Source organism: Larsenimonas rhizosphaerae (assembly GCF_026240105.1).
Lineage (GTDB): Bacteria > Pseudomonadota > Gammaproteobacteria > Pseudomonadales > Halomonadaceae > Larsenimonas > Larsenimonas rhizosphaerae.
On sequence record NZ_JAPIVE010000001.1, the window covers coordinates 298,610 to 310,815 of the forward strand.

A 12,206-nucleotide genomic window follows, 5' to 3' on the forward strand; every position below is an offset into this window, starting at 1 on the left:
CGTCATGCAGCCGTCACGGCCGCGTGGTAAAAAGAAGTATGCGTCGCTGTTGTCAGTGAAGGAGGTGGATATGCGTTATCCCATGATTCTTCGTTTACACGCCTCGGGCGTCCCGATCGACTGGCTGACCCTTGAAGAAGCTACCCTGTTGATGACACGCCAGGAAGAGGGGGCTGTCGTCTGGACCGATGGCGACAACCGGTACCGGCTTCATGGAGGAACAAACTCCCTGACGGGCTGCCGGTCCTATGTCGACATTCCCGAGGTAATCGGCGTGGCCCCACCTGCCGGAGCATTTCTGGCCTTCGAACACACCGGATTCAACCGGGTGTTGTGCAAGTATCGAGAAGGGTTGCGGTGCGCATATTGCGGGTGTGGTCTAAGCCGGCAAGCCCTGACCATTGATCACATTTATCCTCGCTCACGTGGTGGCGCGCTGACAATGCTCAACGCGGTGGCAGCCTGCCACGGCTGCAATGCGCTGAAGGCCGACATGACGCCTGAAGAGGCGGGGATGGCGCTATTGCTCAAGCCGTTTATTCCTACCATGGCTGAAGTGCTGTACATGACTCGGCCCAGCACCATGACTTCTCGCCAGCTCTGGTACCTGAAGCATCAGTTCAGGAATGCCCGATTGAGGGACTATCTTAGTGACGCACTGGTGGCCTGAACCCAGTGGCACAGGCATGAATGCGCAGCGTGGCACGTTATCAATACGTCATCAGTCGCGCGGCTCGTTCGGCCAGCAAGGTGCCATCGAGCCGAATACCGGTAGACAGGGGAATGGTCTGTGCCTTGCCGTTCTTCCATCGTTCGGCCGTTGTGGCATTGAAGCTGTAGAGCGGATCAAGGTCGTCTCGCCGACTCATCGGCAGCATCATCAACGTCAGGTTATCCAGAATCAGGGGAGAGGGAAGAGTGCCATCCTGATAGCGCAATACCATGTGGTAGGTCGGGCTCCACTGGTCCTTTGCCGCCAGCAGCCTTAGATGGCGATCCTCTACGCCACTGCGCCGTAACAACTGGTATTTGGCCAGAGCAAAATCCTCGCAGTCCCCTTCACCAGCCTTGATCAACGCGTCAAGGCCGCGCCATTCATCCACCTTGTCCGGCATCTGACGTGCAGCCTGATTGACGACTCGATTGATCAGCATCAACCGAGCCTTGATGGGCAGGGCACGAGCCCGGGCAATCAGCGCGGCATCCGTGGTGGTTACAGCCTCGTGGGTCACGTTATCCCAGTAGGTCAGCCTGATATCGGCATGGAGTACCGGGCTTGCAAGCAACAGGACACCGACCAGCCAGCCTGAGGACCGTTTCATGAGCACATCTCCTGTGAAGGCAGATATCAAAGTGTACCCGGCTGGTTAAATTATGATGATCTGATAACCGCAGAAATTCAGCCGTTTATACCATTGCTGGTTGAAACACTGTCCTGGCAGCACCATATTTATCAGGCGGTAGTACTTACGATCTTTTGCAATCAGTAACAGCCATGGCTGGAACTCATCGCCTATTCTGTCGTCCTAGTACTACATCAATGACAGCGATTGGAGAATTTATGAAACGTACCACGGCATTTTTGACCGCGACTCTGCTGGCTTCCGGCGCGGTAGCTGCTCCGGCATTCGCTGCTGATTCCACTTCCGGTTCCGACGCGCAGGCCTCTACTGCTGCAAAGCACGCTGACTTTACGGATCAGCAGCTTGAGAACTTTGCCTCTGCTTCCAAGCAGATTGCCGGTATTTCACAGAAATATACGCAACAGCTGCAGGACGCCAAGGGGCAGGATGCTCAGCAGCAGGTTCGTCAGAAGGCCAATACCGAAATGGTTCAGGCCGTTAAAAGCAATGACCTGAAAGTTGAGCAGTTCAACCAGATCGGTCAGGCCGTTCAGAATGATCCGCAATTGATGCAGAAAGTGCAGAAAATGGCGCAGTAATCTGAAATATCCTGATGTAAAAAAACCGCCTTCGGGCGGTTTTTTTGGTTCTGGTGATGTCGCCTTTACATCCGGTGCATGAAAAAGCCCAGTAAAAGCGGCATATAGATAAAGGACAGCAGGGTTGAGCACAGTACCAGACTTGCCACAAATTCCGGCGAGCGCCCTGACTTTTGAGCAAACAGATAGTTATAAACGGCCACCGGCATGCACATCATGGCAATCAGGATATAGCGTGCGACCATCGGCAAATCGAGCATGTAGCCTACGCCGGCCGCCAGGCTGCCCGCGATGATTACCCGTGCAATTGAAAAAAGCATGGCGTTTTTCAGGTTGCTGGCTCGAATGCTGGCCAGTGATACGCCAAGGGTTATCAGCATCATTGGAATGGTAAAACCGGCCAGCAGGTCGATGCTGTTCCTGAGCCACAGTGGCAGGGTGATCTCAAAGGCCATCAGCAGCAGGGCGATGATGATGGCATAGATTGTCGGCATTCTGGCCAGGCTCTTCAGGGGATGCCGGCTGGCGGTAAATCCACCGACGATGAATTGTGCCAGCGATACAACCACGAAAATGGCAATGGCCAGCGGAAACCCGTTGGTATCCTTGAAGGCATACATCATGACCGGCAGCCCCATATTCCCGGTATTGGGAAACAGGGTCGGGGGCAGAATGACCTGCCAGGCGATCGAAAATACCCGACTGATGATCAACGCCACCACGGTGAGTGCGCCCAGCATGATGATCGTGGCACCGGCCATGCGATAAAAGGCGTCAGGATCGACATGTGTGGAGGCCAGCGAGCTGATGATCAGGCAGGGGGTGCCAACATTCAGCACGAGCTTGGTGATAAAGCCCGTGGGATAGGGCTGGCCGAGTCGGACCCAGAAAAAACCGACCCCTGCACCGGCAAAGACCGGCGCCATTACCGCAAGTAGCTGAGCAAACATGCTGTCATCCTGTCGCGACTTTAGAAACCGGCGTGATGTGGATGAACAGGCCGGTCGATATAGACTTTAGGGTGACACAAGCGAGGATGTTTTTCAGGCCTGATGCAGGTATTAATTCACCTTTTAGCGATGAACAATATCCCCGTGAAAGACTGCCAGCCTTGCAAGCAGGGTATTTTGAACCGTGAAGGGAATCCCCTCCCTGTCCATGGCCTTGATAAGGTCTTCCACCAGTGCGTTGAAGTCGGCATTACTGATGTGCTTTCCACGATGAACCCGCCGCATGCTGTCCCCGCTATAGTGACACGGGCCACCTGCAATGACGCATACCATTTCATTGAGCTTCTCTTCCAGCCTGTCGATGGGCGCCTCGGCAAACTGGTCAACGATGCGCGGGTCATCGGCAATCACATAGAGGAACGATCGAATCAGTGACTGGATGCCCTCTCTCTGACCGAGCGCCCTGTAAAGCGTGTCATCCGCCGCGGGCGTGATCGCAAGGCCTGGTGCTGGCGGTTCGTGAGAGGTGCTGGCACACCCTGTAATCAGGGCAAGTATCAGCACCATAAGCAGGGGCGTCGTTCGCAGCATGGGCAGCCTCCGTCATCTCTGTCAGGTCAAAAGGCGAGTTGTAGTGCCGCATAGACGCCTTGCTGGCGATCAAGACCGGCAATGCGACCCATGTCGAGCCAGGCCAACGTGGCGGTAACATGTTTTTGAGGAAACCAGGCCACGAAAAGATCTTTGGCATCATCCTCTGGCAGACCATTGAGCTGATCCGGCTTCTGACGGTATTCCATGCCAAGGGCCAAGTGTGCATTTGGCATCAATGCCAACGCGCCTTCCCAAACGGCATGATATGCCTCGTTCTGTGGGCCGCCGAAGCCCAGTAGACCGAGTTGATTGGCGCGGGTGGCGCGAAGGGAGACACTACTCAACAGGTTATAACCGGCGGCAGCCCCCAGCCAGAGTTTCGAGTGGCTGAGGTAGGCATCAACGCCATGACCCTGCCGAGCGCCAAGCGCGAGGGGCAGTGCATCATCTTCCAGTGTCTTGTACTGTACGCCGGCGCTGAACTGGCCGGAACGACTGTATACCAGGTCCCCCCACAGCCGTGCCTTGAGGCCGAAAATATCGAGCTGCAGCGAGTCAAGGCCCAGCGTATCGAGCGAAAGGATTTGTCGCGCAACGCTCAGCTCCAGTCGGTTGTTGATCGTGACAGCGGCGCTCAGCGTATGAAGCTGATAATCATCCAGCCAGGCGTGGCTCATGCCGACACCCGCCCCCGTTTCGGTATCGCTGGCGGTGCCGGTCAGCACCGCCCAGGGAATCAATCCTCCCCCTGCACTGCCTTCGATGCTGCCTGCCCCCCCTGTGGCCGTCAGCCGGCTGCCGGCCTGAGCGGGGAGTGCTGCCAGCAGCAGCGCCAGCAACATCAAAACACATGAGTACTTCTCGCGTACGCTGCGCATCATGTTTCCCTGCGTTGGTAGGTGACCGGGATCGGCGGCGTGACTACCTCCTTGCGGCGCCGAATCTGCTCGTCTGAAAACGACTTGGATGAAAAGGCCTGGAACCAGAAAAGCAATTCCTGAGCCTTGAGGGGGCGAGCAAACAGAAACCCCTGGGCCACATCGCAATTCATGGCCTCAAGCATCGCAAGGCTCTGCAGGTTTTCGACCCCTTCTGCGGTTACCGACAGCCCCAGGTTGTGGCCCAGATCGATGATCGATCGCACGATCATGACGTCTTCGAACTGCGAGTCGAGCTTCAGGATGAAGGACTTGTCGATCTTGAGCTCATCTATCGGCATGTGCCTGAGCTGTGACAGGGAGGAGTAACCGGTGCCAAAGTCATCAATGGAAATGTGCAGTCCCTGTCGGCGCAATTCTTCCAGTATGCGGCGGGCCTCGACGGGGTCTTCCATCAAGGCGCTTTCGGTGATTTCGAGCACCAGTTGCCGAGACGACAGGGCGTGTTCGGCAAGGATGGCAGCGATGCGTGCGGGAAGCTGATGATCGGTCAAGTCCTGAGCGGATAGATTGACCGAGACGCAAAACACATGATGCTGCTCGTTCCAGCGAGCAATCTGTGCGGCGACCTGATGAAGCACCCAATCGGTCAGCATGGCGATATTGCCGGAATGTTCGGCCAGGGTAATGAACTCGTCCGGGGGGATAAAACCAAGGGTGTCATGCTCCCACCGCACCAGCGCTTCCAGATGCGTTGCCTTGCCACTGCGAAGATCTATCTTGGGCTGATACACCATATAAAGGCGATCATTGAGCAGGGCCGTTCGCAGGTCCTGAAGAATGGCCAGTCGTCGCAGGTGCTGCTCATCCATGCCGGTGCTATAGCTTTTAAGATGGCTGCCGCTGTGCTTGGCATCATTGAGCGCAATATCTGCCCGCCGTAGCAGTACCTCGGCATCCGGCCCGTGGGTCGGGTAGTGGACCTGGCCCATGGAAATACTGACGTTGATGGGGGAAATATCCTGCAGTACCGGCTGGCTGGCCAGAGCGTCATGCAAATGGCGCAGGTCGGTGGTGTCATGGTTATAGCCTGGATACAGCACCAGGTATTCATCGCCTCCGATCCGATAGGCAAACCCCTGATCGCCGACAGCCTGTCGCAGGCGGGTGCCGATTTCGATCAGAACCCGATCCCCGTTAACGTGGCCGAAGGTATCGTTGATGCGCTTGAATTCATTGATGCATAACCGGTTCAACGTAAAGGGCATGCCCTTTTCCGTCAGAGTGGCGAGGCGAGCCTCGGCGGATTGACGGTTGGGGAGGCCCGTCAACAGGTCCTGGCGTGACTGATGCAGCAGCTGGGCTTCTCGCATCGAGAGCTTGTCCTGCATCATGTGCAGGGTGCTGGCAAGCACCCCCAGGTCGCTCTTGTCATTGGCAGGTGGCCTGGCCTTGATGCGCTCCCCGTCTCCGATACGCCGGGCGACGTCTGTCAGCCGCTTGATGGGTTGGCCCACGGTATTGGCGGTCAGCAGTGACAGCATGGTGGCGCTGACAAGGGTGACGAAGAAGATCACGATCAAGCGCATGCGCATGGCGAGATAGGGTGCCATCAGTGAACTCGTCGGGTGGCTCAGAACGGCCGTCAGATGGCCATCAGGGCTATCTCCCAGGATGATCTGGCGGTTGACCGGCCGGGCATTGCCGATGCTGAACAGCGATACAAGGCTGGATGAGGGCGTGTGGTCGAGGTCCAGGCTTTTCTGCTGTTCGGGGGACAGCGTCGATACCAGTGGTGGCAGGGCTGCCGGTGTGCCTCCCAGCAGGGATATATCCAGTTCGGTAATGGTTTTGATGCGAGACAGCAGGGGAGTATCAAAGGCAAAGCCCATGCTGACCCAGCCGATGGTATCCGGGGCCTTGACCGGCAGTAAAATGATCACATACGGCATGCCGCCGATAATGGTGACGGTCGAGCCGCGATCGTCGTAGTGCGCCTTGCGCCATAGTGACGTGAACGGGAAAACGCCACGAGTCGTCAACTCAGGGCGGGTACTGACCAGAAGCCGGCCATCCAGGCCGTTCAGCGTCATCAGGTCTGCGCCGATCCGTGCGGCGTAGTTGTTCAGGGCGCTTTCAATCGTGGGGTTGTCCTGGCTTGCCACGGCAGAGCGGAACCCGTAATCCGAAATCAGCACCTCGGCACTATCAAGCATTTGTTGCCGATGCTGATTGATGGTCTGCTCCATGACGCGCACGGCAATATCCATGTGATCGCTGATCTGGCGCTGAATATCTCGATGACTGCCATTGAGTACAGCTGCCAGAATGGCCACCTGCGATACCATCAGCAGGACCAGAATGGTCAGCGTCAGCCGGCTGCGAAAGCTCACCTTGATTCGCCTGCCTGATCAAAGGCACGGTTGAACCGCTGCTGGAGCGCTGAAGGCTCGGGCAGGGCGGGCGCGGTGGATGCCAGTGTCAGGGCTATATCTTCATGCTGGCGGGCGCCTTGTACGACCATGGGCATCGACTGACTGGTCTGCTTGTTGGCAGCCAGTTGTTCATGCCAGAGCGTCAGGGTGTATTTCCCTTCGGGAAGGTCCGACAGGGTGATCCTTCCCTCCCTGTCGGTCATGGCAAACCAGGGGGCATCCGTTACAACAATGTAGCCTCGCATCTGATCATGGATGTTGCAGCCGACGGTCACCAGGCCTGTGTGTTCAAAGGTAACCGGCGGACGAGGTTCGTCCAGATACAGTTTCAATTCAAAGCTGTTGCCTCGGGCGAAGGAGTACACGTGGTGGCGAATAGTGTCACGATTGGGGAAGTTGACCTTGTCGCCACGTGCAATAACCAGCACCTGAGGCACGAACTGTTGCTGTTTCTGACTCATGACATAAGTAGTCGGAACGCCCTGCTGGCGGGCAACGGGAGACTCGGGCATCAGGGTCACCACCACCTCCTGCAGGGGGTGGCCGCTGGCACGGTCGGTAACGCGCAGTTCGAGCTCCGACGCATGGGCATTCACCGGCCGGAAAGCCATCAGGATCAGCAGGGCAGCGATCCAGTATCCAGTGAAGCGAACGGCCGGCGTCAATGTCATGAACATTCTCGAAACGGGCATTAAAAACATGGCACGCGCAGTAACGCAGCCAGAGCGGTAGCGTTTTAATCGGCGTCGAGAGGCGTTTCTTTATGTTCCTGCAGTCGGGGTGTGCCCGTGGTGTTACTGCCCGGCGGGTATTGCGGCAAAGGTAATAATCTGGTGGTGACAGGGCTGCCAGTGGCAGATGAGACGGCGGCCTGCCGGCCACTGTCGGGAGAGCGGTTTGAGCAGCTCAAGTGTCAGGGTACGTGCTTTCGCATCCTGTGAGACCAGTCGAGCATCCATGAAGTAAAAGGGGGTGCCCGTCAGGGGGTAAAGTGCCTTGTAAAGGCTTTCCTTGACGGAAAATACCAGGGTCAGGGCGTGGGCAAAGGCCTCGGCATCCAGCCCGGCAAGCAACGTCTGTTCCGAAGCGGTCAGAATGGCCGATTGCAGCCGCGCCGCACGGGGAGCGGGGATGATATGTTCGGCATCCATCCCCAGCGCCTGCCACTGATCAGCCGGTGCCAGCCAGGCACCGGCCAGATCAGGGCTGTGAGTCAGTGTGCCCACCACCCCTTGTGGCCACAAGGGCCGCCGGTCCTCTGCATTATCCAGCCGAAAGGGCGTGGCGGGTGAATGTCCCAGCGCCCTGAGGGCCTCGCGCACGCAACAGCGTCCAGCCAGGTATTCCGTCTGCCGCTTGGGGGCGGCGCGTTTCAAACGCTCGGGCAATGTAATACCGGCATCATCAAAGGAAGTTGCTTCCAGCCGAGACGGATCAAACCGGCACGTAACCCAGATGCCCTGACCCGAGAGAGCCGAAGGCAGCAATGAAGGCTCCGGTAGTGACAGGAGGGCATCAGGCAGGTGCATTCAGAACAGGATCCAGATAATGACACCACCAAACAGTGCCCATTTGACGATGTAATAGAGCGTCTTGTTGCGCTTTTTGAGTTTTTTGCCCTGTTCGCGCACCTTGTAGACGTACTTGAAGGCACGGTTGATGCCACCGGTGGCATCGGAGTCGTCGTTGGGCGCGGCCGCCGCGGCCATTACATGACGGCTGAACCAGCGGTTGACTGCTGCTGCCCAGCGGTACTTCATTGGCCGCTCGATGTCGCAGAACAGGATCAGGCGGTTCTGATCGCTTTTATTCTCGGCATGATGGATGAAGGTTTCATCAAACATCACGGCTTCACCATCGCGCCAGCTATAGGTTTGACCGTCGACATTGATCAGGCAGCGATCATCATTGGGTGTGCGAAGGCCCAGATGGTAGCGCAGTGATCCGGCATACGGATCGCGGTGTTTCATCAATTTACTGCCGGCAGGCAGCTCGGCAAACATGGCCGCCTTGACGCCCGGGATATTCGAGAGAATCTCGGTGGTGCGAGGGCATAGCTCTCTGGCCGATGCATGGCTCTCGCCGTACCACTTGAGATAAAACCGCTTCCAGCCCCGTCGGAAAAACGAATTGAAGCCGGCATCATCCTTTTGTGACGAGCCCTTGATGTGATGTTCGAGCTGCTCTGCTTCATCACGGATGACTTCCCACTCGGCGGTCAGCGCAGCCAGCTCGGGAAAGGTCTCAAGCTGATGGTAGGGCTGATCAGGCACCCGGGAAAACAGGTACATGAAGGCATTGATCGGCGCCATGAACGATGAATGATCCGATAACTGGCGAAATGGCTTGTGGCGAACCCGGCCACGAAAATGTACGTAAAGAATACTGGCGACGATGAGCGTCACGATCGTCCACTTGATCATGAAAATTCCTGAATTGGCCTCGGTTGAACAGGGTAATGACGCCGGATGGCAAGCGGATTGTCGCATGCCAGCCCCGGCCATTCCATGGATGACATGGTATGTTAGCAAACTAATGGCTTGAAATGTGGCGCAGGACGCCTAGGCTGTAGTGCACATGAATACGATCAAGGAGCTGATCACATGATTCCAGCCATTGGATTTGGCACGTTCCGCATGAAGGATGAAGATGCCTACAACGCCGTGCGTTCCGCACTCGAGGTAGGCTATCGGCATATCGACACGGCAGCCTTCTATGACAACGAAGCAGCCGTGGGTCGCGCCCTGAAGGATTCCGATATTCCGCGTGAAGAGCTGTTCGTGACCACCAAGGTATGGCACGACCGGTTGAGCGAAGGCGAAGTGACCGCATCGATCAAGGAAAGCCTTGAAAAGCTCGGGCTGGATTATCTTGATCTGGTGTTGATTCACTGGCCATCACCCAATGATGAGGTGCCGATGGAAAGCTACATTGGCGAGCTTGATCAGGCACGGGAAGATGGCCTGACACGCCATATCGGTGTATCCAATTTCACCGTGGCACATCTTGAGAAAATGTTGACCCTGCCCGGTGGCAGAAATGTCATTACCAATCAGATTGAAGTGCATCCGTTTCTTGCCAATAGAAAGGTTGCAGATTTCTGTGAGGAGAAGGGCATCAAGGTAACGGCTTACATGCCACTGGCAGTTGGCAAGGTCATGGATGATGACACCCTGAAGGATATTGCCGAGAAACATGATGCCACACCGGCTGACATTGCCCTGGCCTGGGTTTCCCAGCGCGATATCGCCGTGATTCCGTCATCGACCAATCCGAAGCACCAGAAGAGCAACCTGGACGCGATCAGGATCTCACTGACAGCTGATGACATGACCCGCATCGACGAGCTTGACCGCGCCGAGCGCATTGCCAGCCCGGATTTCGCCCCGGCCTGGGATGAGTGAACACCAGTAGCCTGATACAAAACGCCCCGGCCATTCTGCATGGCCGGGGCGTTTTTTCATGTCCTGCTACCGCAATGAGGCGCCAGGTTTATTGCTGAACCAGCGTCGCATCCAGTGACAGGGGAACGGTATCGCCCAGCTTGCGGTACCCCAGCAGGCTCACCACTGTCTGCGCATTTGGTTCCTGCATCACGGCCTGTGTATCGATTGGCACCGGCGAGGTGGTTTGAACATGAAACCGGTTGGCGTCCGTGCGAGTGATTGTCAGCGCCACATGATCAGTTTGGGTATAGCGCTGATCTTCCTGTGACAGGGCAATGGTGTGCTGTGCCGATTGACCGATGTTCAGCGAGTTCAGCCATGCGGTATCGACCTGAGTTGCCACCGTGGCAAGCCGCTTTTTACCAATATCGGAAAGCCAGGGCGGCAAGGTCCCCAGGTTCTGAACCACATCCAGTTGTTTAAGGGTAATGGGAATAACCAGCTCGCCACTGTCACTGATGCTGCCTTCAAGATTCGACAGACGATGTGTATGCACCTGGCTTCCCTGATCGGTGATATCCGTTATCCTTGCCGTTGCCTGGCTATCCTCGGGAACAAATTGCCACGCAGCCTGCGCCTGGCCCGCCAATAACAGCAGCAGACCACAACCCAATGATTTGATGTACATAAAAACTCCGGATATTGATGTTCCTGAAGGGTAGTCTCTCAGACAACGATTGGTTATGATACGCATCCTTTCTGAAGGGCCTATAGCTCAGTTGGTTAGAGCAGGGGACTCATAATCCCTTGGTCGCAGGTTCGAGTCCTGCTGGGCCCACCATTAAAATCAGTGCGTTAGCAATTCTCGCTGGTGAGTCCCATGTTCCAAGGGTACAGTTTCGGTACAGTGCCGATCCTTCAGCCCCCTGGAGATTTTCATGGCCACCATCGTCAAGAACCCCTCTGGTAGCTGGAAGGCCGTCATCCGCAAGACCGGCTGGCCCACTACCGCCAAGACCTTTCGTACCAAACGTGACGCTCAGGACTGGAGCCGCCGCACCGAAGATGAAATGGTGCGTGGCGTCTATATCCAGCGCAGTGCTTCCGAACGCATGACGCTTGAAGCGGCGCTCAAGCGCTACCTCTCCGACGTTACCCCTACCAAGAAGCCCAGCACCCAGAAGAGCGAACGCCACAAGGCGAACACGCTGATTGAGCACTTGGGCAAATACTCCCTCGCGGCCCTGACGCCGGAGTTAATTGCGAAATTCCGCGACACGCGGCTGAACAGCCTCGGGCACCGGGGGAAGCCCATCAGCCCCAATACCGTGCGCTTGGAGCTTGCCCTGCTTGGCCACCTCTACACCGTGGCCATCCAGGAATGGGGCCTGGGCCTGACCTACAACCCCGTCCAGAACATCCGTAAGCCCAGCCCAGGAGAAGGGCGCGACCGACGCCTGAGTCCCGACGAGGAGAAACGCCTATTCGCCGTGTTACGCCAGCACAGCAACCCCATGCTGGCCTGGATCGCCAGAATCGCCCTGGAGACGGGCATGCGCTCCTCGGAGATCCTGACCCTCACTCGCCCTCAAGTTGATGTAAAACGCCGCGTGGTGCGACTCACCGACACCAAGAACAACGAAGCCCGCCTGGTACCGCTGACCCAGGCCGCCACCGAAGTGTTCAAGCAGGCGCTGAGCAATCCAGTGCGGCCGCTCGACTGCGACCTAGTGTTCTTCGGTGAGCCTGGCAAAGACGGTAAGCGTGGTCCCTACGCCTTCACCAAACTCTGGAATCAGGCGAAAAAGAAGGCTGGGCTTGATGACTTCCGCTTTCACGATCTACGCCATGAAGCCGTCAGCCGGCTGGTAGAGGCCGGGCTGTCTGACCAAGAGGTTGCAGCGATCAGTGGGCACAAGTCGATGCAAATGCTACGGCGATATACGCATTTGAGAGCGGAGGATCTGGTCGCAAAGCTGGATAGAATTTGTAAAGTTTGATTTGGACATTTCCATAGAGGG

13 protein-coding genes and 1 tRNA gene are annotated in these 12,206 nt (G+C 56.8%); 5 read left to right on the plus strand and 9 right to left on the minus strand.

What is annotated here, in order from left to right; translation table 11 throughout:
* Positions 1-4: 4 nt before the first annotated feature.
* Positions 5-670, plus strand: coding sequence for an HNH endonuclease (locus OQ287_RS01390; RefSeq protein ID WP_265895318.1), 666 nt, complete (start codon positions 5-7; stop codon positions 668-670).
* A gap of 40 nt (positions 671-710) precedes the next feature.
* Here OQ287_RS01390 and OQ287_RS01395 read toward each other — a convergent pair whose 3' ends face one another.
* Positions 711-1,322 carry a transglutaminase-like cysteine peptidase gene (locus OQ287_RS01395; RefSeq protein WP_265895319.1) on the minus strand — a complete coding sequence of 204 codons (612 nt, stop codon included), beginning with the start codon at positions 1,320-1,322 and terminating at the stop codon, positions 711-713.
* A 239-nt stretch (positions 1,323-1,561) separates the two neighbouring features.
* Between OQ287_RS01395 and OQ287_RS01400 the strand changes: the two genes are divergently transcribed.
* Positions 1,562-1,942: a DUF4168 domain-containing protein gene (locus OQ287_RS01400; protein WP_250936162.1), complete on the plus strand. Its 381-nt coding sequence runs from the start codon at positions 1,562-1,564 to the stop codon at positions 1,940-1,942.
* Positions 1,943-2,007: 65 nt separating this feature from the next.
* Here OQ287_RS01400 and OQ287_RS01405 read toward each other — a convergent pair whose 3' ends face one another.
* The 7 genes from OQ287_RS01405 to lpxO form a co-directional block, all read right to left on the minus strand.
* Positions 2,008-2,892 carry an AEC family transporter gene (locus tag OQ287_RS01405; protein ID WP_250936164.1) on the minus strand — a complete coding sequence of 295 codons (885 nt, stop codon included), beginning with the start codon at positions 2,890-2,892 and terminating at the stop codon, positions 2,008-2,010.
* 123 nt (positions 2,893-3,015) lie between these two features.
* Positions 3,016-3,483 carry a group I truncated hemoglobin gene (locus OQ287_RS01410; RefSeq protein WP_250936166.1) on the minus strand — a complete coding sequence of 156 codons (468 nt, stop codon included), beginning with the start codon at positions 3,481-3,483 and terminating at the stop codon, positions 3,016-3,018.
* A gap of 26 nt (positions 3,484-3,509) precedes the next feature.
* Positions 3,510-4,364 carry a DUF3034 family protein gene (locus OQ287_RS01415; RefSeq protein ID WP_265895320.1) on the minus strand — a complete coding sequence of 285 codons (855 nt, stop codon included), beginning with the start codon at positions 4,362-4,364 and terminating at the stop codon, positions 3,510-3,512.
* Positions 4,364-6,757: a bifunctional diguanylate cyclase/phosphodiesterase gene (locus OQ287_RS01420; protein WP_250936169.1), complete on the minus strand. Its 2,394-nt coding sequence runs from the start codon at positions 6,755-6,757 to the stop codon at positions 4,364-4,366. The genes OQ287_RS01415 and OQ287_RS01420 overlap by 1 nt, the downstream gene beginning before the upstream one ends.
* A complete protein-coding gene (locus OQ287_RS01425; protein ID WP_250936170.1) occupies positions 6,754-7,470 on the minus strand; it encodes a methylamine utilization protein in 717 nt (238 codons plus the stop codon). The genes OQ287_RS01420 and OQ287_RS01425 overlap by 4 nt, the downstream gene beginning before the upstream one ends.
* Before the next feature lie 123 nt (positions 7,471-7,593).
* Positions 7,594-8,328: a 4'-phosphopantetheinyl transferase family protein gene (locus tag OQ287_RS01430; protein WP_265895321.1), complete on the minus strand. Its 735-nt coding sequence runs from the start codon at positions 8,326-8,328 to the stop codon at positions 7,594-7,596.
* Positions 8,329-9,222 carry a lipid A hydroxylase LpxO gene (gene lpxO / locus OQ287_RS01435; RefSeq protein ID WP_265895322.1) on the minus strand — a complete coding sequence of 298 codons (894 nt, stop codon included), beginning with the start codon at positions 9,220-9,222 and terminating at the stop codon, positions 8,329-8,331. It abuts the gene before it with no gap.
* A gap of 180 nt (positions 9,223-9,402) precedes the next feature.
* On the opposite strand from lpxO, the gene dkgB reads away from it, so the two are divergent.
* Complete coding sequence (gene dkgB / locus OQ287_RS01440) at positions 9,403-10,203, plus strand: 2,5-didehydrogluconate reductase DkgB (protein WP_265895323.1); 801 nt, start codon at positions 9,403-9,405, stop codon at positions 10,201-10,203.
* Between the two features lie 88 nt (positions 10,204-10,291).
* Here dkgB and OQ287_RS01445 read toward each other — a convergent pair whose 3' ends face one another.
* Entirely contained in the window at positions 10,292-10,873 is a 582-nt protein-coding gene (locus OQ287_RS01445) for a hypothetical protein (RefSeq protein WP_265895324.1), read from the minus strand.
* Between the two features lie 76 nt (positions 10,874-10,949).
* On the opposite strand from OQ287_RS01445, the gene OQ287_RS01450 reads away from it, so the two are divergent.
* Together OQ287_RS01450 and OQ287_RS01455 are read left to right on the plus strand one after the other, a co-directional pair.
* Positions 10,950-11,026 (plus strand) — tRNA-Ile (locus OQ287_RS01450).
* Between the two features lie 97 nt (positions 11,027-11,123).
* Positions 11,124-12,185, plus strand: a complete 1,062-nt coding sequence (locus OQ287_RS01455) for a tyrosine-type recombinase/integrase (RefSeq protein WP_265895325.1) — start codon at positions 11,124-11,126, stop codon at positions 12,183-12,185.
* Positions 12,186-12,206 lie beyond the last annotated feature (21 nt).

Coding starts and splice junctions, on each gene's coding strand:
- OQ287_RS01390 (WP_265895318.1), top strand. CDS start 5: ATGCAGCCGTCACGGCCGCGTGGTAAAAAGAAGTATGCGTCGCTGTTG.
- OQ287_RS01395 (WP_265895319.1), bottom strand. CDS start 1,322: ATGAAACGGTCCTCAGGCTGGCTGGTCGGTGTCCTGTTGCTTGCAAGC.
- OQ287_RS01400 (WP_250936162.1), top strand. CDS start 1,562: ATGAAACGTACCACGGCATTTTTGACCGCGACTCTGCTGGCTTCCGGC.
- OQ287_RS01405 (WP_250936164.1), bottom strand. CDS start 2,892: ATGTTTGCTCAGCTACTTGCGGTAATGGCGCCGGTCTTTGCCGGTGCA.
- OQ287_RS01410 (WP_250936166.1), bottom strand. CDS start 3,483: ATGCTGCGAACGACGCCCCTGCTTATGGTGCTGATACTTGCCCTGATT.
- OQ287_RS01415 (WP_265895320.1), bottom strand. CDS start 4,364: ATGCGCAGCGTACGCGAGAAGTACTCATGTGTTTTGATGTTGCTGGCG.
- OQ287_RS01425 (WP_250936170.1), bottom strand. CDS start 7,470: ATGACATTGACGCCGGCCGTTCGCTTCACTGGATACTGGATCGCTGCC.
- OQ287_RS01430 (WP_265895321.1), bottom strand. CDS start 8,328: ATGCACCTGCCTGATGCCCTCCTGTCACTACCGGAGCCTTCATTGCTG.
- lpxO (WP_265895322.1), bottom strand. CDS start 9,222: ATGATCAAGTGGACGATCGTGACGCTCATCGTCGCCAGTATTCTTTAC.
- dkgB (WP_265895323.1), top strand. CDS start 9,403: ATGATTCCAGCCATTGGATTTGGCACGTTCCGCATGAAGGATGAAGAT.
- OQ287_RS01445 (WP_265895324.1), bottom strand. CDS start 10,873: ATGTACATCAAATCATTGGGTTGTGGTCTGCTGCTGTTATTGGCGGGC.
- OQ287_RS01455 (WP_265895325.1), top strand. CDS start 11,124: ATGGCCACCATCGTCAAGAACCCCTCTGGTAGCTGGAAGGCCGTCATC.